Origin of the sequence: Streptomyces sp. NBC_00386 (assembly GCF_036063235.1) — a bacterium.
Taxonomy (GTDB): Bacteria; Actinomycetota; Actinomycetes; order Streptomycetales; family Streptomycetaceae; genus Streptomyces.
On sequence record NZ_CP107950.1, the window covers coordinates 8,438,228 to 8,461,960 of the forward strand.

Annotated in this window: 20 protein-coding genes and 1 pseudogene; 12 read left to right on the top strand and 9 right to left on the bottom strand. The window is 71.0% G+C overall.

The genetic code is table 11. The features are described 5' to 3' along the window. The first annotated feature begins 95 nt into the window (after positions 1 to 95). Positions 96 to 1,502 (top strand): polyprenol phosphomannose-dependent alpha 1,6 mannosyltransferase MptB, encoded by a 1,407-nt coding sequence (gene mptB, locus OG780_RS36945; RefSeq protein WP_328455593.1) that lies wholly within the window; start codon positions 96 to 98, stop codon positions 1,500 to 1,502. 182 nt (positions 1,503 to 1,684) lie between these two features. Next, positions 1,685 to 3,160 (top strand): glycosyltransferase 87 family protein, encoded by a 1,476-nt coding sequence (locus OG780_RS36950; protein WP_328458650.1) that lies wholly within the window; start codon positions 1,685 to 1,687, stop codon positions 3,158 to 3,160. A gap of 59 nt (positions 3,161 to 3,219) precedes the next feature. On the opposite strand, the pseudogene OG780_RS36955 reads toward OG780_RS36950, so the two are convergent. The 3 genes and pseudogenes from OG780_RS36955 to OG780_RS36965 form a co-directional block, all read right to left on the bottom strand. Then, positions 3,220 to 4,077, bottom strand: a pseudogene (locus tag OG780_RS36955) (D-alanyl-D-alanine carboxypeptidase family protein); the annotation flags it as partial. A gap of 89 nt (positions 4,078 to 4,166) precedes the next feature. Next, on the bottom strand, positions 4,167 to 5,306 hold the full coding sequence (rho, locus tag OG780_RS36960) for a transcription termination factor Rho (RefSeq protein WP_328455595.1): 1,140 nt from the start codon (positions 5,304 to 5,306) through the stop codon (positions 4,167 to 4,169). A gap of 427 nt (positions 5,307 to 5,733) precedes the next feature. Continuing rightward, on the bottom strand, positions 5,734 to 6,183 hold the full coding sequence (locus OG780_RS36965; protein WP_328455597.1) for a MarR family transcriptional regulator: 450 nt from the start codon (positions 6,181 to 6,183) through the stop codon (positions 5,734 to 5,736). A 130-nt stretch (positions 6,184 to 6,313) separates the two neighbouring features. On the opposite strand from OG780_RS36965, the gene OG780_RS36970 reads away from it, so the two are divergent. The 5 genes from OG780_RS36970 to OG780_RS36990 all read left to right on the top strand — a co-directional run bounded on the left by OG780_RS36970 (position 6,314) and on the right by OG780_RS36990 (position 10,912). Continuing rightward, entirely contained in the window at positions 6,314 to 7,147 is an 834-nt protein-coding gene (locus OG780_RS36970) for an alpha/beta fold hydrolase (protein ID WP_328455599.1), read from the top strand. Positions 7,148 to 7,224: 77 nt separating this feature from the next. After that, positions 7,225 to 8,478, top strand: a complete 1,254-nt coding sequence (locus OG780_RS36975; RefSeq protein WP_328455601.1) for a cytochrome P450 family protein — start codon at positions 7,225 to 7,227, stop codon at positions 8,476 to 8,478. A gap of 93 nt (positions 8,479 to 8,571) precedes the next feature. Next, positions 8,572 to 9,318, top strand: a complete 747-nt coding sequence (locus OG780_RS36980) for a nuclear transport factor 2 family protein (RefSeq protein ID WP_328455603.1) — start codon at positions 8,572 to 8,574, stop codon at positions 9,316 to 9,318. After that, positions 9,315 to 9,656 (top strand): YciI family protein, encoded by a 342-nt coding sequence (locus OG780_RS36985; RefSeq protein ID WP_328455605.1) that lies wholly within the window; start codon positions 9,315 to 9,317, stop codon positions 9,654 to 9,656. Before OG780_RS36980 ends, OG780_RS36985 begins: the two co-directional genes overlap by 4 nt. After that, entirely contained in the window at positions 9,647 to 10,912 is a 1,266-nt protein-coding gene (locus OG780_RS36990; RefSeq protein ID WP_328458652.1) for an RNA polymerase sigma factor, read from the top strand. The genes OG780_RS36985 and OG780_RS36990 overlap by 10 nt, the downstream gene beginning before the upstream one ends. 166 nt (positions 10,913 to 11,078) lie before the next feature. Here the strand turns inward: OG780_RS36990 and OG780_RS36995 are convergent, their stop codons facing one another. Together OG780_RS36995 and OG780_RS37000 are read right to left on the bottom strand one after the other, a co-directional pair. Continuing rightward, complete coding sequence (locus OG780_RS36995; protein ID WP_328458654.1) at positions 11,079 to 12,113, bottom strand: C40 family peptidase; 1,035 nt, start codon at positions 12,111 to 12,113, stop codon at positions 11,079 to 11,081. 498 nt (positions 12,114 to 12,611) lie between these two features. Continuing rightward, positions 12,612 to 12,797 (bottom strand): hypothetical protein, encoded by a 186-nt coding sequence (locus OG780_RS37000; RefSeq protein WP_328455607.1) that lies wholly within the window; start codon positions 12,795 to 12,797, stop codon positions 12,612 to 12,614. A gap of 53 nt (positions 12,798 to 12,850) precedes the next feature. Here OG780_RS37000 and OG780_RS37005 point away from each other — a divergent pair, with 53 nt between their 5' ends. Continuing rightward, the gene (locus OG780_RS37005) at positions 12,851 to 13,498 is read left to right on the top strand and encodes an RNA polymerase sigma factor (RefSeq protein WP_328455609.1); all 648 of its coding nucleotides are present in this window, start codon (positions 12,851 to 12,853) and stop codon (positions 13,496 to 13,498) included. A 77-nt stretch (positions 13,499 to 13,575) separates the two neighbouring features. Beyond that, positions 13,576 to 14,400, top strand: coding sequence for a hypothetical protein (locus OG780_RS37010; protein ID WP_328455611.1), 825 nt, complete (start codon positions 13,576 to 13,578; stop codon positions 14,398 to 14,400). Positions 14,401 to 15,941: 1,541 nt separating this feature from the next. Here the strand turns inward: OG780_RS37010 and OG780_RS37015 are convergent. Further along, complete coding sequence (locus tag OG780_RS37015) at positions 15,942 to 16,343, bottom strand: COG4315 family predicted lipoprotein (RefSeq protein WP_328455613.1); 402 nt, start codon at positions 16,341 to 16,343, stop codon at positions 15,942 to 15,944. A 117-nt stretch (positions 16,344 to 16,460) separates the two neighbouring features. Here OG780_RS37015 and OG780_RS37020 point away from each other — a divergent pair, with 117 nt between their 5' ends. Further along, positions 16,461 to 16,814: a ribose-5-phosphate isomerase A gene (locus tag OG780_RS37020; protein WP_328455615.1), complete on the top strand. Its 354-nt coding sequence runs from the start codon at positions 16,461 to 16,463 to the stop codon at positions 16,812 to 16,814. A 726-nt stretch (positions 16,815 to 17,540) separates the two neighbouring features. Here the strand turns inward: OG780_RS37020 and OG780_RS37025 are convergent. Further along, positions 17,541 to 19,148, bottom strand: a complete 1,608-nt coding sequence (locus OG780_RS37025; protein ID WP_328455617.1) for an alpha-amylase family glycosyl hydrolase — start codon at positions 19,146 to 19,148, stop codon at positions 17,541 to 17,543. Between the two features lie 275 nt (positions 19,149 to 19,423). On the opposite strand from OG780_RS37025, the gene OG780_RS37030 reads away from it, so the two are divergent. Together OG780_RS37030 and OG780_RS37035 are read left to right on the top strand one after the other, a co-directional pair. Then, complete coding sequence (locus OG780_RS37030) at positions 19,424 to 20,254, top strand: class I SAM-dependent methyltransferase (protein WP_328455619.1); 831 nt, start codon at positions 19,424 to 19,426, stop codon at positions 20,252 to 20,254. 291 nt (positions 20,255 to 20,545) lie between these two features. After that, positions 20,546 to 21,139 carry an HD domain-containing protein gene (locus tag OG780_RS37035; RefSeq protein WP_328458656.1) on the top strand — a complete coding sequence of 198 codons (594 nt, stop codon included), beginning with the start codon at positions 20,546 to 20,548 and terminating at the stop codon, positions 21,137 to 21,139. A gap of 97 nt (positions 21,140 to 21,236) precedes the next feature. Here the strand turns inward: OG780_RS37035 and OG780_RS37040 are convergent, their stop codons facing one another. Further along, positions 21,237 to 22,112, bottom strand: coding sequence for a hypothetical protein (locus tag OG780_RS37040; protein ID WP_328455620.1), 876 nt, complete (start codon positions 22,110 to 22,112; stop codon positions 21,237 to 21,239). 159 nt (positions 22,113 to 22,271) lie between these two features. Next, the gene (locus tag OG780_RS37045) at positions 22,272 to 22,997 is read right to left on the bottom strand and encodes a GntR family transcriptional regulator (RefSeq protein ID WP_328455621.1); all 726 of its coding nucleotides are present in this window, start codon (positions 22,995 to 22,997) and stop codon (positions 22,272 to 22,274) included. Positions 22,998 to 23,733: the final 736 nt, after the last annotated feature.

Consider the following 23,733-nt stretch of genomic DNA (forward strand, 5'->3'; position numbering starts at 1 on the left):
CGCCACCACACGGAGGTCACGCTCCTGACCCCGCCCGGAGAGCGCCACGTCGCCTTCCGGCCACCCGGCGTTGACACGCTTGCGGAGTGTTGGCCATGGCTTTCCCCGTCGATCTCCGCCGCTGCCAGGCTCTGGGCCTGGCCGGTTCCGCCGTCCTCGCGCTGGGCGGCGAGACCGCGGGGGCCCTGCCCGCGCGGGACCTCCTCGCCCCCGGGTCCGGGCGGGCCGTACTGGGCCTGGTCGGGGTGTACTTCGGTGTCGTCCTGCTGATAGCCGCCTGGGCGCTGCTGGGCACCGTCGTGCGCGGGCCGGAACCGCCGACCCCGCGTTCCCTGCTGCTCGTTCTGGCCACCTGGGCGGCACCGCTGCTGCTCGCGCCGCCCCTCTTCAGCCGGGACGTCTACAGCTATCTCGCGCAGGGCGCCATGGTCGACGCCCACATCGACGTCTACGCCTACGGCCCCGCGCGGCTCGGCGGCCCGCTCGCCGACGAGGTGGCGCCCGTGTGGCAGACGACGACGACCCCGTACGGCCCGGTCTTCCTCGCCGTCGCCCGCGGACTGTCTTCGCTGACCCGCGGGGAGATACCGGCCGGGCTCCTCGGCATGCGCGTGGTCGCCCTGTTCGGTGTCGCCCTGATGGCGGCCGCCCTGCCCCGCCTCGCCCGGCACAGCGGCGCCGATCCGGCCGCCGCGCTGTGGCTGGGCGCGCTGAACCCGCTGGTCCTGCTGCACCTGGTGGCCGGTGCGCACAACGACGCCATCATGCTCGGGCTGCTCGGCGTCGGCCTGGTGGCCGCGCGCGGCCGATGGCCCGTCGCGGGCATCGTCCTGGTCACCCTCGCGGCCCTCGTCAAGGCGCCCGCCGCGCTCGGCCTGGTGGCGGTGATCGCGCTGCGCGGGCGCGGGCAGGGGCACCGGGGCATCGCGCGGGCCACGGCGACCACCGTCGTGGTCGCGGCCGCCACGACCGTCGCCGCGACGGCGGTGGCCGGTACGGGCTACGGCTGGATAGCCGCCCTGAAGACCCCTGTCTCACCGCACAACTGGTCACCCACCAGCGTCCTCGGGCGCGTCACCGGCGCCCTTCTCCAGAAGCTCGGCAGCGGACTCGCGCCGTTCGCGATGCCCGTCTGGCACGCCGCGGGACTCGTGGCGACCGTGGGGCTGCTGCTGTTCATATGGCTGCGGCTGCGCCCGCACCCGGTCTACGCGCTGGGCCTGAGCCTGGCCGCGGTGGCGCTGTTCGGTCCGGCGATCCGGCCGTGGTACGCGCTGTGGGGCCTGTTCCTCATCGCGGCGGCGGCGCCCACGGGGTCGGTGCGCGGCCGGGTCGCGGCCGCCAGCGCGGTGCTCGCGCTCGCGGTCCTGCCCAGCGGGTCGCCCGCGGACGCCGGACAGGTGATCCTCGCCGTCTCCGGAGGCCTGCTCGCCCTCGTCGTGCTCTTGCAGGCCCGCCAGGCGGCGCAGCCGCAGGCACCGGGACTGGAGCGGACGGCATGACCGACGGCATGACGGACGGCACGGAGCACGGCACGGCCCTGGGCGGGACGAGTGGTACGGGGGAGACGAGCGGGGCGATCGGGACGAGGGCGATGAGCACGAGCGGCACGAGCGGCACGAGGAGCACGGTGACGGGCACGACGGGAGCGAGAACGCCGGGCGCCGGGCGGGTTTCCGGCGGCATGGCGGCGCTGCTCGCCACCGACCGCCGGCGACTCCTCCTCGTCCTCGTACTGGCCGTCGTCGTCGGCGTGTTCACGGCCACCGTGCCCCTGCTGCGCGACTGGTTCGACCTGCGCGTGTACTACGGGGCGGTCGACACCTGGGTCCACCACGGCGGCAGCATCTACGACTACCGGGTGCCGGGAACGACGTACGGCTTCACCTACCCGCCGTTCGCGGCTCTCGGCATGCTGCCGATGGCCCTGGTCGGGCTGCACACGGCGATCGCCGCCGCCCTGCTGCTCAACCTCGCCGCGCTCACTCTGGTCACGGGCATCCTGGTCGGGCCCGAACTGCGCCGCTACCGCTGGTTCGGCTGTGCACTGGCGGCCTGTCTGCTGGCCCTGTTCGAACCGGTCCGCGACACCTTCAGCTTCGGCCAGGTCAACCTGGTGCTGCTCGCCCTCGTCCTGAGCGACGCCTGGCTGCTGTCGCGCGGGCGGGGCCGCTGGGCGGGCGTCGGCATCGGTCTCGCCGCGGCGGTCAAACTCACCCCGGCGCTGTTCATCGTGCTGCTGCTGCTCGGCCGCCGTCGGCGGGCCGCCGGTGTCGCCACGGCCGTCGCCGGCGCGGCGACCGCACTGGCGGCCTGGGCGATGCCGGACGCCTCGCGCTTCTACTGGACCGACGCGCTGTGGGACACGACCCGCATCGGGCGTCTGGACTATGTCTCCAACCAGTCGCTTCAGGGGGTGCTGGCACGGCTCGTGGCACCGCAGGAGCCGAGCAGGGCGCTGTGGGCGACGCTGGCCCTGCTGGTCCTGTGCGTCTGGGCGCGGCGGACCTCGCGTGCTCTCGCCGACGAGGACTGGATCGCCGCCTTCTCCCTGACCGGGCTGGCCGCCTGTCTCGTCAGCCCGATCACCTGGGTGCACCATCTCGTCTGGCTGCTGCCGTCCTTCGCCGTGCTGCTGCGGCGGCGCCGGCTGCGGGTCGCGGCGGCCCTGTACGCGGTGCTGTGCAGCAGCGTGGTGTGGCTGTGGTTCGACGACGTTTCGGGTCTCGACGGCTTCCTCGGCAGCAACACGTATGCGTGGATCACGCTCGGGCTGCTGCTGTGGCTGCCGGTGGGTCAGCCGCGCCCTGCCCGGTCCGCCTTGAGCCGCAGGGCCAGTGCGACGCCCGCCGCCCCCAGTACGGCGGCACCGGCGATCTCGGCCGCGCCGGACCAGCCGAGCCCCTCGTCCTCGGGCGGCGCTGCGGCCATCGGCCGTGCGCTGTTCACGGGTTGGGCGGTGTCGGGCCGGGCGGTGGCCGCGGGCCGGGCCGCGCGACCGGGGCGCGCGGTGGGTCTGGAGGGGGCGGAGGGTCCGGCCGCGGGGACGGCACGTGTGTCGAGCAGCGTCCCCACGGGATCGACACGGCCGGCCGCCGCGAAGCCCCAGTCGAGCAGCGAGCGCGCCTCCTCGTACACGGCCAGTCCGCCGCCCGCCTGAGGGTTCATCACCGTGACGACGAGGGTGCGCGTGCCGTGCTTGGCGGCGGCGACCAGGGTGTTGCCCGCGTTGGTGGTGTAGCCGTTCTTGACACCGATCAGACCCGGGTACCGCTCCACCCCGTTGGCGCCGGTGAGCAGCCGGTTGGTGTTCTGGATCCCGTACGTGGAGCTGCCCTCGCCGGGGAACATCGCCTCGGCGGTGGAGCAGTACCGGGCGAAGTCGGGGTTGCGCAGTCCGGCCCGTCCGAACACCGCCAGGTCGTACGCCGACGAGACCTGCCCGGGTGTGTCGTATCCGTCGGGCGAGACGACGTGGGTGTCGTTCGCGCCGAGAGAACGGGCCTTGGCCTGCATCTGGGCGGCGGTGCTCGTCCAGCCGCCGTTCATCGAGGCGAGGACGTGCACGGCGTCGTTGCCTGAGTTGAGGAAGACACCGCGCCACAGGTCCGCCACGCGGTACGTGATGCCCTCGGCCACGCCGACCATGCTGCTGCCGGCGCCGATGCCCTCCAGTTCCCGCTCCCTGACGGTGTGCAGGGTGGTGCCGGGCAGGGTCGGCAGGACGGTGAGGGCGAACAGGGTCTTGAGGGTGCTCGCGGGCGGCAGTCTGCGGTGGGCGTTGTGCGCGCCGAGGACGTCGCCGGTGCGGGCGTCGGCCACCACCCAGGACAGCGCGGAGACGTCGGGGACCTCGGGTGCGTCGGCCCGGGGCCGTACCTGTGTGCCTTGCTGATAGAGCGTCGAAGGCGGCGGCGCGGCGGGCCGGGGTGCTCCGGGGCCCGCGTCGGCGAGTGCGGTGGCCGGGCTCTGCGCCGCGGCCAGCAGACCGGCCGCGCAGACGGCGGAACAGGTCAGGGCGGCACGCGCGACCGCGGAGCGAGGAGCGACGGTCCGGAATGAGAATCCGATGGTCATACCGCAAACGTAGGAACGGACGCGGGACACGCCGGGGTGGCCGGGCCGAGCGGCGCCGTCGAGCACCCGGATGCCGCAGGCGCGGCGGGTCAGGACAGCAGGGTGGGCTGGATGTGGCGCAGGAAGGTCGCGTTGTCCGGTGTGGCGCGCAGCCGCTCCAGGAGCGTTTCCAGGCCGGTCTGCCCGTCCCGGGTCAGCAGGGCCCGGCGCAGCCCTCGTACCGCTGTCGACTCGGCCGCCGACAGCAGGAGTTCCTCGCGGCGGGTGCTGGAGGAGGTGATGTCGGCCGCGGGAAAGACCCGGCGGGCGGCCAGGGTCCGGTCCAGCCGGAGCTCCATGTTGCCGGTGCCCTTGAGCTCCTCGAAGAAGAAGTCGTCGGCGCGGGAACCGGTCTCCACCAGGGCGGTGGCGAGGATGGTGAGCGAGCCGCCCTCCTCGGCGAGGCGCGCCGCGCCGAAGACCCGCTTGGGGCCCTGGAGGGCGGCGGCGTCGACTCCGCCGCTGAGGGTGCGGCCGCCGGCGGCGGCCGCGTTGTTGTGCGCCCGGCACAGCCGGGTGAGCGAGTCGAGCAGGATCACGACGTCCTGGCCCGCTTCGACGAGCCGCTTGGCCCGCTCGACGACGAGCTCGGCGAGCGCGATGTGCTGCCTGGGCGTCTGGTCGAAGGTGGAGGCGTAGACCTCGCCGCGTACGGAGCGCCGCATGTCGGTGACTTCCTCGGGCCGCTCGTCGAGCAGCACCACCATGAGATGGCATTCGGGGTGGTTGCCGGCCACGGCGGCGGCGATCTGCTGGAGCAGCACCGTCTTGCCGGTCTTGGGCGGGGCGACGATCAGGCCGCGCTGGCCCTTGCCGACGGGCGTGACCAGGTCCATGAGCCGTCCGGCCGGTCCGCTCGCCGGGTGCTCCAGTCGGAGCCGGTCACGCGGGTGCAGCGGGGTGAGGTCGCCGAAGTGCGGGCGGCGGCGCAGCTCTTCGGGGGTGCGGCCGTTGATCCGCTCGACCTCGGTGAGGGTCCGGGACCCGCCGCGGACACCTTCCACGGTGTCGCCCTTGCGCAGTCCGTGACGGCGGATCAGCGCGGGGGAGACCTGGAGGTCGTCGGGTGACGGAAGGAGGTTCGGGGAGCGCAGGTGCCCCTTCCCGTTGCCGTCGATGTCGAGGACACCGGTGGCGGTCCGGGCCTGGGGCCGCTGCTGTACAGGAGGGTGTTCGAGTGTGGTGGTCATGGGGTGTCCTCTCGGGGACGGGATCGCATGGGCATGCGTGAGGAAGGGGGGAGGCCGCGAAGGGAGGGCGCGGGGCGCGCCTCGGTGCGGCGGGAACATCACCTCGGACGCGACGGGAGGAATCCCCGGGTGCGTGCGGGAGGTGGTGCCGAGAAGCCGGTCCGCCCGTCGGAATCGACGGCGTGACAGCGGGGGAAAGGAACTGGCACCGGCGCCTGAAGAGAGGCGTACACGAGTGCTGATGGCAGAGTACCACCGGTTGGGGTGGTTGGGGTGTGATCCGAGTCTCAGCGAGTCGTGGGCCCGGTGTACGGCTCGGGTTCGCGCGAACCGCTGAAGGTTGTCCGGGCCGGTGAAGCGCCTGCTCGGGTCTCCGCCGGGTTCATCGCCTCCGCGCCGGCGTGGTCTCGACGGCGACGCCCCGACGTCAGCGCAGGCGCCCGAGGACGTCCGGCGACAGCCGTTCGGCGAGCCGCTCCAGGAGGTCGACCGTCTCGGCGATCGCCGCGCCGTCCTCGGTGCCGAGGGCGGCGCCGAGTGCCGCGTCGATCGGGGTCGCCGCGACTTCGGCCCGGCGGCCTGTGACCTCGGGGTTGCGCCGGATCAGGGAGCGGCGGCGGTCGGCGGGGTCGGTCGCGGTGAGGACCGAGCCGGCCTCCCTGAGGCGCGCCACGCACGCGGACACGGCGCTCTGCGGCAGGCCCGTGCGGACGGCGACCTCGCCGACCGTCGTGTCGGGGTTGGCGTACACGTCGAGCATCACGATCAGCATGGACCGGGTGCTCGTGGACCGTCGTCCGGCCCCCTCGGCGGGGATGGCCTCCTCGCCGATCTTCATCAGGGTCCGGCCGAGAAGGAAGAGTTCCGCTCCGTTCATGGCCCGGATCATATCAAGCAAGATGCATCGGAAATAATGCATCTCTATTGATGTATCAAAAATGATGGAGTACGTTCGGCGGCACGCGGCATCGAGTGGTGTACGCGAGCGACCAGCGGAGGAGCCCGTCATGCCTGCCACCCGAACCGGCCGACTGTCCGTCCCCGGCGCCGCCCTCCACTACGAAGTGCGTGGTGACGGGCCCCTGTTGCTCGTGTCGCAGAGCGGCGAGGGTGACGCCAACCGCAGCGACACGATGGTCGACCACCTCGTCGACGCGTACACCGTGGTGACGTACGACCGGCGCGGACTGTCCCGCAGTGTTCTCGACGACCCGGTCCGCGGCGCCACGCTCGACGAGCACGTGGACGACGTGGACCGGCTGCTGGCCCACCTCGCCGACGGTCCCGCGCTGATGCTCGGGTGCAGCATGGGCGCCGTCATCGGACTCCGGCTCGCCCGGCGGCGGTCCGAGCGGCTGAGCGTCCTGGTCGCCCACGAGCCCGCCATCCCCGGCATGCTGCCCGAAGCCGAGAAACTGCGCGCGCGGCGGGAGTTGGACGAGATGCGTGAGGTCTTCCGCCGGGACGGGTGGATCGCCGGGGTGCGCAGGATCGGCGAGATCCTCGGCATCGACCCGGCCCGTCAGGAGGCCGAACCAGGCGCCGGGCTGCCCCCTTTGGACGCCTCCCGCGAGGCGAACTTCACCTTCTTCGTCGAGTACGACGCCCTGACCATGAGCCGGGCCGAACTCGGACAGGACGAGATCACCGCGCTCGGGCGAGGACCGGTCCGCATCGTCCCGGCGGCCGGACGCACCACGCCACGCCAGGTGTTCGACTACCGCTGCGCCGAGGAACTCGCCGCCGGGCTCGGTGTCGCACCGGTCCACTTCCCCGGTGGCCACAACGGCAACCTGACCCACCCGAAGGGCTTCGCCGAGCTGCTGCGCACATTGCTCTGAGCAGGCACAATCGATCGTCGTACGACGCCGACGGGGTCGTACGACCGTCAACTCGGCCCAGCAGCAAGGAGAATTCGGTGGACACCTCGTCCGGCACACCGCACCGTCTGGACCCCGCGGGTGGCTGCCCGCACGCCGACAACCAGCGGCTGCTCGCCCGGGGAGCCGTCGCGACGGTTGAGCTGCCCGGCGCGGTGGAAGGCGCGGTGGTGCTCGGGCACGAGGCGCTGAAGGACTTCCTCGCCCACCCGGACGTCGCAAAGGGGGCCCGGCACTTCACGGCCCTGGGCGAGGGGAGGATAGCCGCCGGCTGGCCGCTCATGACCTTCGCCACCGTGCAGGGGATGACGACCGCCGACGGAGACGACCACCGGCGTCTGCGCTCCCTGGTCAGCAAGGCCTTCACCGTGCGACGGGTCGAGCAACTCCGCCCTCGCATAGAAGAGTTGACCTCCGGGCTGCTCGACGGCCTGCACGCGGCGGCCGAGGAGGGCGGGGGAGTGGCCGATCTGCGCGAGCACTTCGCGCTCCCGCTGCCGATGAGCGTCATCGGTGAACTCCTCGGAGTCGACGCCGAGTACCGCGACCGGCTCCACCATCTGACGAACCAGGTCGTCGCCACCGACATCGGCCCCGAGCAGGCCGTCGCCGCCAACCGCGAACTGGTGGCCGTGCTGAGCGCCGTCGCCGCCGCCCGCGCCGAGAACCCCGGCGACGACCTCACCAGTGCGCTGATCGCCGCCCGGGACGAGGAGGGCGACCGGCTCAGCCAGCAGGAACTCATCGGCACCCTGGTACTCATGATCATCGCCGGGCACGAGACCACGCTCAACCTGATCACCAACGCCGTACGGGCGCTGTGCGGGCACCGGGACCAGCTCGAGTCCGTCCAGAAGGGCGAATCGAGCTGGGGGGACGTCGTCGAGGAGACCCTGCGCTGGGACGCCCCCGTCAGCTACTTCCCGTTCCGCTACCCCGTGCGGGACCTGACCGTCGACGGAACCGTCATTCCCCGGGGCACGCCCGTCCTCGCCGGCTACTCGGCCGCGGGACGCGACCGGGCCGCCCACGGAGCGGACGCCGACCGCTTCGACATCACCCGCTCCCGGCGGCCCGACGCCGTCCGCCACCTCTCCCTCGGGCACGGCGCCCACTACTGCCTCGGCGCCCCGCTCGCCCGGATGGAGGCCACCATCGCCCTGGAACGGCTGTTCACCCGCTTCCCCGACCTGGACCTCGCCGTGTCCGAGGCGGAGCTCACCCAGCAGACCAGCTTCGTCGGCAACAGCGTCCAGGTCCTTCCCGTGCGGCCCGGCACCTCCCGCGTCTGACGGCGTTCGAGAAAAAGATTTCACCACCTGTCGATTCGCCGGGGCGCCGTTCGTCGGCGGGGTGTAGGAAGCTCACGAGTACCAGGAGGAACCATGAAGTACATGCTGCTGGTCTGCGGCGACGACACCGCCGACGCCTCCGGGATGGCGCCCGTCGAACCGTGGGTCGAGGAACTGGGCGCCGAGCGCGGCGTCCGGCTGCACGGCCACCGGCTCCGGCTGCCCGCCGACGCGGTCACCGTCCGGGTGCGTGACGGCGAAGTGCTGCGCACCGACGGGCCGTTCGCCGAGACGAAGGAGTACGTCGCCGGCTTCGACATCCTCGACTGCGCCGACATGGAGGAGGCGATCGAGGCCGCCGCGAAACACCCCGTCGCGACGATCGGCGCCATGGAGATCCGCCCGTTCTGGGACGACGAGGACGCCGAAGGAGAGATCCGCCGCCTCGACGGCCGGCTCACCGAGGCCCTCCGCGAACGTGACATCGACCGGGCGATGGCCTGCTACGCCCCCGACGTCGAGGTGTTCCACCCCGTCGGCGGAATGGAACAGAGCGGCGCCGACGCCCTGCGCAAGGCGCAGGAACAGTGGTTCGCGACGCTCGCAGGCCCCGCCGACCGTGAGGTGCTCGACTTCCGGGTGCGGATCGACGAGAGCGTCGCCTTCAGCCACGCCCTGGTGCGTCTGCGTGCCCCGCTCGCCGACGGCACCACTCTCGACACCACCGCACGCGTCACCACGGGCTACCGTGCGGCCGGCGACCGCTGGCAGATCGTCCACGAGCACACGTCCGTGCCGTCCGCCGCGGGCCGCCCGCCGGCCGGGGAGACACGGCCGTGAAGTACGCCCTGTTCATCTGCACGCCGGCCGACGGCGAGGAACTCGGCCCCGAGGAGCTCGCCGACGACCCCCGGTTCACCTCGTACGTCCAGGAGGTGCGCGAGCGCGGCATCGTGATCGGTGGCGCCCGCCTGCGGCCGGCCGCCGACGCCACCACCGTCCGGGTCCAGGGTGACGAAGTCCTGCTCAGCGACGGACCGTTCGTCGAATCGAAGGAGTACGTCGCGGGCATCGACATCATCGAGGTCGCCGACCTCGACGAGGCCATCGCGCTCGCGTCCCGGCATCCGGCGGCGCTGGGCGGCGGTTCGGTGGAGGTGCGGCCGCTCTGGGAGTGAACGACGGAGTCGAGGAGGCGGTCGCGGCCGCGTTCCGTGAGGAGTGGGGCCAGGTCGTCGCCACCCTGATCAGGGTGACCGGCGACTGGGACCTCGCCGAGGAGTGCGCGCAGGACGCCTTCGCCCAGGCGCTCGACCGGTGGCGGCGCGACGGAGTACCGCGCCGCCCCGGTGCCTGGCTGACCACGACCGCCCGCAACCGTGCCCTGGACGTGCTGCGCCGCGAGGCGGTCGGCGCGCAGAAACTGCGGGAGGTGGCGGTGTCGGCACGCGACGAGGGGCCGTACAACGCGTACGACCCGGATTCCGGCGACGGGAGCGGGGTCGGCGACGACCGGCTGCGGCTGGTCTTCACCTGCTGCCATCCGGCGCTGGCCATCGAGGCCAGGGTGGCGCTCACCCTGCGCACCCTGGCCGGGCTGACCACGCCGGAGATCGCGCGCGCCTTCCTCGTCCCCGAGGCGACGATGGCGCAGCGGCTGGTGCGCGCCAAGCGGAAGATCCGCAACGCGGGCATCCCCTACCGCGTACCGCCCGCGCACCTCCTGCCCGAACGCACCACCGGTGTCCTCGGCGTGCTCTATCTGCTCTTCAACGAGGGGTACGCCGCCACGGCCGGTGCCGATCTCGTGCGCGCGAACCTCTCCGCCGAGGCGATCCGCCTCGCCCGCGTCATGGCCCGACTGATGCCCGACGAGCCCGAAGTCCTCGGACTGCTCGCGCTGTTGCTGCTCCACGACGCCCGGAGCGGCACCCGCGTCGACGCCTCCGGCGACCTGGTCACGCTGGAGGACCAGGACCGTACCGCCTGGAACACGTCCGAGGCGGACGAGGGCGCCGCACTCCTGGAGACCGCCCTGCGCCGCGGTCGCCCCGGCCCGTACCAGATCCAGGCCGCGATCGCCGCCTGCCACACCACCGCCGCCACGGCGCAGGAGACCGACTGGGCCGACATCGCCGGCCTCTACGGCGAGCTCCGGCGTTTCGTGCCCTCCGCCGTGGTCCGGCTCAACCGGGCGGTCGCCGTGGGCATGGCCGAAGGCTCCGACGCCGGGCTCGCCCTGGTCGCCGAACTGGAGGCGGAGGGCGAGCTGGACACGTACCACCTGCTGCCCGCCACCCGCGCGGACCTGCTGCGCCGCGCCGGACGCACGGTGGAGGCCGCCGATGCGTACGACAGGGCCCTCGCACTGGTGGAGAACGCGGCCGAGCGGAGATTTCTGGAGAAGCGGCTCGCGGAGTGTCGATCGGCGTAGGGGCCCTGCGGTGGAGGTGCTTTCGTGCGGCGCTTCAGCCGGAAGCCCGCCCGGCTGGAGCCGGGGCAGGCCCCCGGCGGGGCTTCTCAGGGTCCGATCCGGGTCCGGAAGGACGGTGAAACCCCGTGAACCAAGACCGCACCGCAGCCCCGGACCGAGGCACGGATCAGATCCGGACGCCGAACTGGAAGGGCATGTCGGCCATCGACTCGTTGCGGACGAACGCGCCGGTGTGCGGGGCGTGCAGCACTTGGCCGTTGCCGGCGTAGAGGCCGACGTGGTGCTGGTCGCCGTAGAAGATGACCAGGTCGCCGACCTGTAGATCACTCTGCGAGTAGATGCGGGTGCCCGCGTTGGCCTGGGCCTGCGAGGTGCGCGGAATGGTCACGTCGGCCTGGGCGTACGCCCAGGAGGTGAGGCCCGAGCAGTCGAAGGTGCTGGGGCCGGAGTGGGCGTACGCGTACGGTGATCCGATCACGCTCTGGGCGGCGGCGAACGCGGCGGCGGCGCGTCCCGAGGCGGCCTTGGTGGTGCCGAGGTCGACCCGCTCGTCGGCGCGGGTGGCCCGCTGCTGGTCCTGGGTGGCCAGCGCCGCCTTCTCCTGCGCCGTCAGCGTGTTCAGGAGCTTCTGCGCCGCGCCCAGCTTGCTCTGGACTTCCTTCTTCTTGCTCGCGAGTTTGGTCCGGGTGTCGGCGAGGTCCTTGAGCTTCGCGGAGGCCTCGGAGCGCTGCTGGGCGAGCGAACGCTGCTTCTCCTGGACCTTCTTGAGCGACTCGGCCTGCTGAGCGGTCAGCTGGTCCATGGCCGAGGCCTTGTCCAGGAAGTCGTCCGGGTCCGAGGAGAGGAAGAGCGCCACGGAGGGGTCGATGCCACCGGTGCGGTACTGGGCACTGGCCATCGAACCGAGGCCGTCACGCAGCTCGTTGAGCTCTTCCTGGCCGCGGGCGACGTTGTCCTGCAGGGAGTTGATCTCCTTCTGCAGTTCCTTCTGCTTCTCCTGGGCGCCGTCGAGCTTCTCCGTGGCCTGCTCGGCCTCCTGGTAGAGCTTGTCGACCTTGGTCTTGACCTCGTCCTTGTCGGGCTTCTCGGACGGCGCGGCATTGGCGACGTTGGCACTGAGGGCAACGGCGGCAGCGGCGGCTGTGGTGAGCACGGTCACACGGGTGCGGCTCGGCTGTTTGGGTCGACGGTGGGACGCCACGAAAGCGAGCTCCTTCTTCTTTCGGCCGCCTGCCGAATACGCCGACGAGCGGTGATCCTTTGCTGTCACCCCAGCGAGTGAACAACCGAGCAAAGGTTCGGGTGGCGACTGTAGTGACTCAGTCTTCATTAGAGCAAGTGGCGTTGTAATGCCGGATGTTGAGTGACAGAGACGAGTGAAGGCTCCCTTCAGGGTGTTGTCGGTGAGGCGGCAGGTGTTGATTTGGATTCGACCGGTCAAGGCGACACTCTCGGCTGATGTGCGAAATCCCGGGCACTCGCGCGGCCGGTTGTTGAACTTCGTCGCGATGGCGTCAAGCTCGTCCTGGCTGAACGTCGACAGGTTTGTTCCTTTGGGCAGATACTGCCGGAGCAGTTCCTCGATCGGTCGGGCGTCGGTGATCTGTGAACGCCACTGGCCTTTCACCGTGTGGCGCTTGTTCTTCCGGATCGGGCGGCCAGTTCGAACGCGCCTGCACAGTTCGAGGGGGACCACCTGTCAGCGGGTGGTGTGGATCGTCCGGTAGATCGTCTCGTGGGTGATCTGCGTCCGTGGGTCGTCCCCGTGACGCAGACGCGGGTGCCCGACGATCTGTTCGGGCGACCACTTCTCCGGCAGCAGGGGCAGCGCCGTCTGCCTCCAACCGGCACCGTCGCTCTGGCCGGTTGGATCCGAGTCCGTCAAAGCGGATCTGGTTCAGCGGGAACCTTCGGCCGGTTGCCGGACACGTATAGGGCATGGAACTGAATGACGCTGGTCCCGCCGTACCGGTCGGAGGGATATCTGATCGAGAACTGTGGGCGAGGGCCGTCGACGGCGACCGGGAGGCGTTCGGTCGGATCTTCGACCGTCACGGGAAGACCGTCTACAACCACCTGTTCCGGCGGACGGCCGACTGGTCCGAGGCCGAAGACCTCACGTCGACCGTGTTCCTGCATGCCTGGCGTCGGCGATCGGAGACGGTGCTGGACCGCGACTCGGCCCTGCCGTGGTTGCTGGGCATCGCCGACCGCCTGTTGTCGAACACCAGGCGGCGGCTGAGGCGGGCCGAGGCGTTGCTGCGCCGGCTCGTCTCGCACGACGAGTCGGTGGGCGACCACGCGGACCGCGTCGCCGTCCTGGTCGACGACGAGCGTCGTATGTCGGAGATCCACCGGGCGCTGGCTCGGCTGCCGCGCCATGAACGCGAGGTCGTCGAGCTCTGCGTGTGGTCGGGCCTGGATCAGCAGGCGGCTGCGGCAACGCTGGAGGTGGCGGTCGGAACCGTGAAGTCCAGACTGCACCGCGCGCGGCGGAGGCTGGGGGCCGACCTCGTCGGCAGATCCACGGTTCCGGCGTCATTCAGTTCGAGGAGTCCCGTCAACGCGGAAGAGGTCGCACGATGAATGACATGCCGGGCATTCCCGCGGCTCCTTCCGATCGTGATCTGCCGAACCACCGGCGGACCCGAGAGGAGCTACTGATGAAGATCGATCCAGAGGACAACCGTGCTTCGCTGCGACGCAGGTGGGGAGTGCCGCTGGGTGTTGCCACCGGCGTCGCGGCGGTGAGCGTCGCGGCCGTGGCCGTCTTCAGCGGGATAGGGGATGCCAAGCCGCTTCTTGCCAATCCTGCCGGAAACCCGACGAGCGTCGCCGCACCACCGAGTCCGATCACAACGCGTGGCTCCACGTCGGCCGGAGCCGGGTCGGCGCCGTCATCGACTCGCACGACTTCCACCCCGGACGCGTTCGCCATCACCAGCGGGACGACGAGCCCGATCGACGCGGGGACCGTCGCCAAGATCCTGGCCTCCTGCCTGGGCTCGGATGCCTCGAGTTACCACGCGGTGGTCGCGGCCCGCGCTCCCATCGCCTCGCGGGGCGGGGACGGTGTGGTCATCGCCGTCAACTCCGCCGATCAGTACGTGCAATGCCAGTCAAAGGGCGACAAGGGCAACAGTCAGGATTCCCCGCCCACGTTCATCAACAATCGCCTGTGGGGCACCGGTCGTACGATCGAGTATTTCGACTCCATTCGCGAGGCCGCCGGCAAGGGGCGATATCTCATGTTGGGCGCCGGGCATTACACATCCAACATTGCCAAGATCGCCATCAGCTACGGCGATAATCCGAAGCAGTACCCGGCGGTCATGGCGGGCGGCGCGTTCGTCTACGCGGCGGCTCTCTCCGTCGACAACCCCGGCTCGCACTATGCGGGCCCGAGTCCCTACGTCCATGCCTACAACGCATCCGGTGAGGAGATCTACAACCAGGAGAAGGACCCGCAGTTCACCAACAACCGGTAAATGGGCCATTCGGTCGACCTTATTGCTGCCCGGCGAAGCCGAAGGACTACGCGCCGGTCTCGCCGGCGCTGAGGATGAGCTCGCCCAGATCGATAGGCGTTCCCGCAAGCAAACGGTCGTCGGTCTCGGTATGCCTACGGCCTGGAGCGAAGATCGTCGAGTGCCGTGCAGATCGGGCGGACGCCGGCGCTCTCGGCAGCAACTGGCGCGAGCTGCCTGTCGAGCGGATCCGTGAACTACGGCGTCACAAGAACCTGACAGCCCATCTGGAGAGGCTTCTCAGCCACCTGCAGTCCGGCTAAGACGGCTGCTCACCGTTATCGAAGGCGGCGGCGACAGGCCGGCCGACCGATGCCGCGTACCACCACCGCCCCGGCCGAAAGCACCGGAGCGGGTCACCGGACCGGTTCCCGGACCACTGCCGACCTTGCCTACGCGATGAAGGCCCCGGCCCACCCGCCCGGCAGTCAGCCGGCGGGCAGGCAGGGAAGCGGTAGACGAGGGGGCGCCGACGGCCTCGGCAGGGTTGCAGGTGGGAGGCAACTGATCATGGGAAAGCCGAGATCGGTGCCGTGTGACACGGCGCCTGCCTTGCCGGTGAAGGGTGCGCGTGCACGGACGGTCGATGGCGGACAAGGGAGGGGGAAGACATGAACGGCAGTGCACGCACCGCGGCGCCGAAGCGGCTGGCCGCGCGCTGGCGCACCAGCCCATCGTTGTGACGCCCCGAAACCCGCCTCCCGCCCTCGCGGGCACGCCCACCGGGCCCGCGACGGCGTTCGGGCAGCCGGGCTGCCAAGGCCGCGCCCAAGCGCAGGAGTTGACGGAGTTCGTGCGCAGCCGGGGCCACCCCCGATCGTGTCCCGGCTGCGGGGTGCGGCCGATGGCGTTCACCGTCCCGTGGATGGACGTCTGTTCGGAGAGCCCGCACGGCGCGGGGCTTGACGTGTGAGGTCCGATGCCGTGTCATCGTGAAAGAGGCAACGACGACGGGTGACGCGATGGTGACAGAGGGAATGGCGGCCCTGGTGCCGAACCCGCACGCGACAATGTGAGCCCACGGCCCAACGCTCCGAAACCTCCACGCGAGCAAGACAGTTGGGCTGCAGACAACGTACCTGTGATCATCCTGGCTCTCATCGTCCTGGTGCTGGGGATCGCGGGCATGGCGTCCAGCGGCAGCGTCACCTGCCCCGGCGGAGCCACCAGCTGCGGCACTCCCTGAAACAACGCCACCGCATCTCAACGTCGGGCGCCTGACGATCAGGCTGAGGGCGGACGCCGGTAGAAGCGTGGCGATGCGGCACGCGCTCTCACCATCGCGCACCAGGCACTCCGGCCAGGAGCTCTGACTGCTGCTGCCGGGCTGATTCGGCCCCGCGCGTCCGCGGGACGTAAGCCACCGCCTGCTGCGGCAGTGCTCGTGCTGCCGTCGTGGGGTTGTGGGTGAGGACCCGCAGCCGCCACAGTGCGGGTCCTCACCACTGTCCTGGGAGGTGTGGACAAGGGACAGGATCGAACAGCTGTGCCAGGTGGGCTGGTCAGTAGCCGCCGCTCTGTGACGACGACTGCTTGGTGATCTGCTTGCCATCAGTGCCCAGCACGTACCACTTGGCGCCGAAGGCGTCGATCCCCTGGCCGTTGGTCTGCCCGGCCTTTGTGTCATCGGTGAACGTGTAGAGCGGGTGGCCGTTGTACGTCACCTGCTTCGAGCCGTCGCTGCGCGTGATGGCCGAGAGGAGTTTGCTGTTGACGCCGCCCTTGGCGATCGTCTTTCCGTTCGCCTTCAACGGCGGCCAGGCCTTGGCGCAGTCCCCGTTGCACGTGGACTTGTTCTTCTGGTCGGACTGGAAAAGGTAAAGGGTGTGTCCCTTGCCGTTGACCAGGATCTTGCCGAGCGGTGTGGACTTGGTGGACACCGTCGCGGAGGACGAAGTGCTCACGGCCGACGCCGCTGCGTGTGCACCGCTTGCCGGACTGTGGCTGTTGCCTTGGGCGTACGCGACGGTCGTCGCGGACAGGAGAAGCGCCGATCCAGTGGCGGCGATGAATCCTCTGGTGTGTCTATTCACGAGAATCGCCTCGGAGAGTGTATTGCGGCCTCCGCTCGTGGGCGCGCGCCGCACATCTCCCAGTACACCCCGAAGCCGACGAGCTGGCCACAGCGTCGGTCGTTCACCCGAGACTCTGGTGAGCGGCCCCGTCAACGGGTAAGTCATGCCGGACCCGCAGGCCGGAGACCTCATCGCGGAGCCACGAAGGTGGTGACGGAGGGGGTCAACATCATTACGGAATGTGACTACCACGGTGGCGTCGACGACCTCGCGGGCGTGGCCGCGCTGCTCGGCGCCACCCCGGGCGTCGTCGAGCATGGCCTGTTCCCTCCGATGCTGGTCGCCGACGCGTTCGTCTGAGATCGATCATCGCGACGTGGATTATGGCTTCGGAGGGTGCGAGTGGGCCTCGCCCGGCGCCGGGGATCACCTTGGGCTTCCCTGCTCCGCAAGGGGTCTGCGTTGGAGGGGCTTTCGTGCCCGGCGCTTCAGCCGGAAGTCCGCCCGGCTGAAGCCGGGACAGCCTGCCGACGGGGCTTCTCTGGGGCCGATCTGGGTCCGGAAGGACGGTGAAAGCCCGTGAATGATCAACACGGTCGGGATGGCGCCGCACCTGCTGACCTGTATAGACGAGGAAAAGAGGGGTGCTCAGGGAAACAGGAGGCAACGTTCTGGAGAAGCGGCTCGCGGAGTGTCGATCGGCGTAGGGGCTCTTCGTCGGTGGGGTGAAGCAGCGCTCCTGGCCGGTATCGGGCGGGAGCGCGGACACACCGGACCCCCAGCCCCAGGAGGCTCGCTCTCATGACCGCTCAGGCTCCCACGACCCCGGCAGGCCAGGTATCCCCGGCAGCCCCCGTATCCCTGTCAGGCCTTCCCGCACTTCGCCTGCTGTTCGCCCGCCGCGCACGGCCGAAGGCGGCCGGCCCCACGCGGACCGCTTCACGCGCGGAGGAAGCCGTCCCCAGCACCCCGGACGTCTGGCTGGCCTGCCTTCGCCTGGGAGGCTGACCCGGCCCCGCCCGCCGTGACGGGGGCGGGCCGGGCGTCGGCTCGGCGGCCGGGGCGCGGGGCGGGAACGGCGGTCGGTCAGGATCCGCGCCGTGCGTCGGCGAGCTCGAACACGCCGTAGCCGAATCCCCGGGCGCTCACCGTGCCGGCGTCGATCCCGACGCCGTCCGATTCCAGGGAGCGGAGGCCGGTGGCCCACTCGACGAAACAACTCGCCTGTTCCCGACGAGGGTTGACCACGACGAGATATCGGCCGCCCCGCACGTACACGAACGGGTATCCGGCGTGCACCACCTCGACCGAGCCGGCCGGCCCCAGCTCCGGTGTGCCGGTGCGCAACGCGACCAGGCGGCGTACGAGATGCAGGAGCGAGGTGTCGTCGGCCCGCTGGGCGGCGACCGTCGGGCGGTCCGGGAGCGGGTCGAGAGGGAGGTACAGGCGGTCGGAAGGGGCCGTGGAGAAACCGGCGTTGGGGCCCTCGTCCCACTGCATCGGCGTACGGGAACCCGCGCGGTTGTAGCGCGGGCCCAGGACACTGCCCTCCTTCTCGGGCAGTCCCGGAACGTAGCGCATGCCGATCTCGTCGCCGTAGTAGATCGCCGGCAGGGTCGGCCAGGTGAGCTGGAAGACGAAGGCGACGGGCAGCTGACCGGCCGTGCGGGGGCCGCAGTTGAGCCGGGAGAAGTCGTGGTTGGCGGTCGGCAGCGCGATGAACCCGTGCTCGCCGAGCGCGTCGGCCGCACCGCGCCAGGCCTCCACGAAGGGACGCGGTGAGCCGCGGCCCTCGGCGTCGAAGAAGCAGTCGAGCGGGTCCCAGGCCTCGTTGACCGTGCCCTCGCCGTTGCTCCACAGCGAGCGCAGGGCGAGCCCGTCGGTGGGGCCGCCGAACTGGAGGAAGAAGTCCGCGTGGAATCCCGCCGGGACGGACACCTCGGGTTCGCCCCACTCCGAGAGCAGCACGGCCTCTGGGTGCGCGCCGTCCAGCCAGTGCCTCAACTCCGTCCAGACCGCGGCGGTCTCCCGCTTGTCCGGGTCGTCCTTCACGAGCGAGGCGGCCATGTCCACACGGAAGCCGGCCAGTCCGAGGCCCAGCCAGTGGTCCATCACCGTGCGCAGCGCGGCGCGGTTGGCGCGCGGACCCGGTGCGTCGACCGGCAGGCGCCAGGGCTCGTCCGGACGGGGCCGCCCGTAGCCGAAGTTGAGGGCGGGCTGGAACGCGAAGAAGTTCGGCAGGTACGCCCCCGGGCGGGTCCCGGGGGAGGGGACGAATCCGTCCGGGAGGCGGCCCTCGGGTGCCCAGACGTACCGGTCGTCGTCCGGATCGTCCATCGCGGCCCGGAACCAGGGGTGCTGGTCGGAGGTGTGGCCCGCCACGAGGTCGAGCAGGACGCGGATCCCGCGGCGGCCCGCTTCGTCGACGAGGCGGGCGAGGTCGTCGTTCGTGCCGTAGCGGGGTGCGACGTGGAGGTAGTCGGCGACGTCGTACCCGGCGTCGCCGAACGGAGACACGAAACACGGGTTGAGCCAGACGGTGTTGACGCCCAGCCACGCGAGGTGGTCGAGGCGCTCGGTGATCCCGGCGAAGTCGCCGATGCCGTCACCGTCGGAGTCGGCGAACGACTGCGGATAGATCTGGTAGAAGACGGCGTCGGCCAGCCAGGCGGGGGCGGGGCGGAACGAGGTCATGCCGGTGACGATAGATCAGCGCACCGGGCGTCCGCTGCCCCACGGGCCGCCGCTCGGCCGCTGGTCGCCTCCCGGCCCGGACGCGGGGGTGCCCTGGCCCGGATCGGGGTGCCCGGCCGGGGAAGGGCGGCGTGCGTGCCGGGCGCCCCTGCCGATACCCGGCCGACGAGGCGTCATGGGTGACGGCGGCGGCGTTCCGAACCGACCGCACCGCGACCGCGGCCGTCCACGCAGGCGCGCGCCTCCGCCGCCCCGCAGCCCTTAAGCTCGGCGAGATGTTCTCCCCGCAAGGTCCCACCCTCCGCGAGCTGACCGTGCAGGCACTCTCGTCGGTCGAACACGGTTACGATCTGCTCGCACCCAAGTTCGACCACACGCCGTTCCGGACCCCGGAGGCGATCCTCGAAGCCGTGGGGAGCGCCCTCGCGCCGATGGGGCCGTTCGCCGCGGGACTCGACCTCTGCTGCGGCACCGGCGCGGGCATGGAGGTCCTGCGGGAGCTGTGCCGGGAGAGCGTCACCGGCGTCGACATCAGCACGGGCATGCTGGCGGTCGGGCGCTCGCGGCTCGGGGCCGGTGATTCACCGTCCTTGGCGGCTGGTGGTCCACCTTCTTCGGCGGCCGGTGATCGACCGTCCCCGGCGGGCGAGGGCCGGTCGCCGACGGTCGCCCTCGTGCGCGCCGACGCCCGCGCCCTGCCCTTCGGGCCCGCCTTCGACCTCGTCGTGAGCTTCGGCGCCTTCGGGCACTTTCTGCCGCACGAGCTGCCCGGCCTGTTCGCCGGCGTCCACGGCGTCCTGCGCCCGGGCGGACGTCTCGCCTTCCCGATCATGGCTCCGCCGCGGCCCGGCTCGCTCTGGTACTGGGTCATGCTGGGCTTCGACACGGTGATGCGGGTGCGCAACGCCGTCCGGCGTCCGACCTTCGTCATGTACTACCGCACGTTCCGGCTGGGCGACGTGGAGCGGGAACTGGCGCGGGCCGGATTCCGGACGGAGCTTCACGCGCTGAACGAGTTCGGCCGGCGACGGGACGGCAGCCCGCGAGCCCGGATGGTCGTGGCCACACGTGAGGACACCCCGGGAGGGCCTGCCGGCGCCGCGTGACACGGCCGGGTACTCCCGAAGCCGCCATGAAGTGACAAGCAGCCTTACGTAATCAGGCCGTTGCCGCATACCGCCCGTTGAGACGAGCCCTGAGCGGCGTCAGCGCCGTAGCCGGGCCAGCCGCTTCTACCGTGCAGGGCTTGAATCCTGCGGCCCTCCAAGACCAGGCAGTCGCCTCAAATGAGACGCCGTCAGGGCAGGTCGATCTCTTCCGCCGGGCACCACGTCTGTTCGGTGGAGGTTCCCCGTACGGACACAACAGGAGGCTGTGGTCAGTACCCTGACGCGGTGATGGCCAACACTGTCTTGTCGAGGGCCATGAGCGGCACCCTCGACTCGCTTCTGCTCCCTCTGCCGGATCGTGTTGCAGAGCTTCTGTCGGAGTTGGGAAGTCCGCCGCGGTTGGCGGCTCACCTGCGGGCTGTCCATGATGTCGCGCACCAGTTGGCCGACTGGGTGGAGCAGCGCTGCCCCACCGTGACGTTCGACCGAGAGGCGGTGCTCTTCGGGGCTGCGACGCACGACGTAGGAAAGACGGTGCACGTCTCGGAGCTCTCCGGGCCAGGGGCGGCGCATGAGGAGGCGGGGCAGACTCTTCTGCTCGGCCATGGCGTCAGCCGGGAGCTGGCCCGCTTTGCCGCGACGCATGCGTCGTGGGCGGAGTCGCGTGTCGGTTCGGAAGATCTCTTGGTGAGCCTCGCCGACAAGATCTGGAAGAACAAGCGCGTTCCCGACCTGGAGGATCTCGTCGTGGCTCGGCTGGCCGAAGCGTCTGGCCGGGCGGCTTGGGAGGAGTTCATCGCGCTCGATGGGGTTCTCGCCCGCATCGGCGACGGGGCCGACGAGCGCCTGGCGTTCCAGGCGTCCTTCCCGATCTACGGCTGAGGGCTCGAGGCTGTCGTCTCACCGCTTGCTGGGTGCGCCTGGCTGAGCCGTCCAGCTCAACTGGGTTCTTCCGGCACGGTCCCAGCCGGGGTGCGGTTCACAGGCCAGGGTCGTGCGGCGGGATGGTCCAGCGCAGTACCGCTTCGCCGGCGCGGGCTTCGAGGGTGGCGGGGTAGACCTGTCCGTAGGCCCGCTCTCCGCGGTGGCGCATGGAGTGGTCCCCAGGGTCCCAACTGATGCCGAGTACTGGGCAGCCGCCGAGGTCGATGAGGCCGGCCAGTAGTGGGTGGTTCCATCCGGCCCGGTTGAATCGGTGGAAGTCGGTGTGGGCGTCGACGGCGACCATCAGCCCGTTGCCGGGTCCTTCGCGGGTCCAGGTCCGGAGCCGTTCGGCGACCGCTTGGGCCTCGGCCAGAGGGAGGTCGAGCCACCCGCGTGGCCCGTGTCCGCTGGGGTGCTGCGGGATGCGGTCACCGCCGAACTGCGCATGGACGGTGTCTTCGTACTTGCCCCAGTAGGTGACGTCCGCCAGGCCGTCGGTGGACTGGCCGTCCAAGCCGATGAAGCCGTCCAGCGCCTGGGCGTCGCCGAGGACCATGCCGCATCGGTCGACCGGAAGGTCGCCGAGCTGCACGGGTTCGCCGCCATCGGGGCCGGGCCAGGGCAGGCCGAGGCCGACCTCCAGGACGGCGATCGTCGGTTCCCCGTCGAAGGGTGAGGCCGATGTACGGGCCCGCACGCGCAGGGGCCGGTCTGTGGCGGCCTCCACGGCGATCGCCTCGCACGTCCAAGCGGGCGGCTCGCTGCCTTCGGGCCCGTGCAGGTGGCCGCCGCCGGTGGCTACTGCGGTCCGGGCCCGTTCGGACAGCGGGCGGCCCGCCTGCGGCCAGTAGTCGATCCAGCCCGCCATCCCCAGCACGAGCATTCCGGAGGGCGTGGTGACGGTGCCAAGGTCGACATCGATCTCAGTCATCTGCTGATTGAACAGGCACGGAACCGAAAGGATCAAGGTGTCGTCGCGTCCGGCGTTCGCGTGGAGTGGTCCTGCGGGGAGATCGGCTTCAGAGAGTTGCTTGCCACCTCGCGACAGCTTCGGGGGTACTGGGCCGACACCGTTCACCGATCCGCAGGTTCACTTGGCCGCAGGCAGCGTGAACTCGTAGACCAGGGCGTCCTGTTGGGCGGCCACAGTCAGGTCGGTGATCTCCAGGGGGCGGTCGTACTGGTCGTGCACGCGCCGGGTGACCCGAACCGACTGCGGGAGCCTGGTGATGGCGTCCCGATGGTGCAGGGTCAGACCCGCCTTGCGCATCCAGTCGTAGGCGCGTGACAGCTGCGCCGAGGCGTGGCCGTTCGCGCGGTCGCGGTAGCGGGCGAGCTCCTCCACCTCCGTCACCGCGATGGCGGAGAACGAGGTCACGGCCGAGCGCAGTCCGCTGCCGTCGGCCGCGGCGGACTCGTAGCGGTGGACCAACGTCGCCCGCAGCGGGGCGAGTCCGAGGGCCTCGGCGTGTTCCGGTGGGGGAGTTTCCCAGGTCACGGTGGTCCGCCGGCACCCGTCGGGTTCGCCGGTGTGCGCGCCGACGGGGAAGTCGAGGGACGGGACGTGCTCGGCGCCGGTGCCGGACAGCGTGGCGTGGCTGCCGCGCCGGTCGGTGGATACCTGGCCGTCGCGCCGCAATCTGTGCAGCGCCTGGCGTACGGTTTCCCGGCTGACGCCGAACCGGTTGGCCAACTCGCGTTCCCCCGGCAGTCGTTCCCCGGGCGGGATGATCCCGTCGCGCAGCTCGCCGAGCAGTTGTGCGGCGATCCGTGCGTACAGCGGTTCGTGGTCGGACGGATGGGTGGTGCGGGCCATGTCCGCGCCTCCTGCGTGGTGACAAAATGTAGCCGTGTGAGCTCGGTGCGCCACCACATCTAGCATTGGTCTAAACCACTAGGAAAGGGTGTCCCGGGACTTCGGCCGATTTCAGCCCGCGCCCCCGGTCGGCCCGGGCCGCATTCGAAGCGCGCCGCCGCCGGCGCCGGAGAGTGGCGACTGCCTTGGACCGACTGAGCCGTGCGGGCCCGCGCGGTCCGTCCGGCACCTCGGCGGGACCCCGTTTCCGGGTCCGCGAGATCGCGATGCCTGCCGAACCCGCCTTGTCCGAAAGTCCCCGGCCGGGGGCGTGCGAGCCGCCGTTCCGCCCGCGCGGGTCGGAGGGAAACCCTGCGTGGACAGTCAGCGGCGGCCTCGGTCACCGAGGGGAAACGGCGGGCGAGCGTCCTCCGGCCAACAGCCGCCGCCGCGCGTACCCGGCGAGGGATCGGAGAGGCGTTCCGCCGCAGTGCGCGCAGATGTCGGACCGTGGGCCGGTTGCCCCCGTGCGTACCGGCGAGGACCCGCAGAAGCGTTCCGCCGTGCTGTGCCGATGTCGGACCGTGGGCCGCTCGCTCCCGCGCGGGCGGGGGCGTAGACCCACAGGTCATGGGGACGACCGCTGTGCCCGCTTCGGGTCGGTCACGGGAGCGTCGGCCGGGCCGATCGTGTTCGGGAACCCGGACCGGACGTCTCTCCAACGTCCCTCTGCAGGTCCAACGGCCGTGCGGTGACG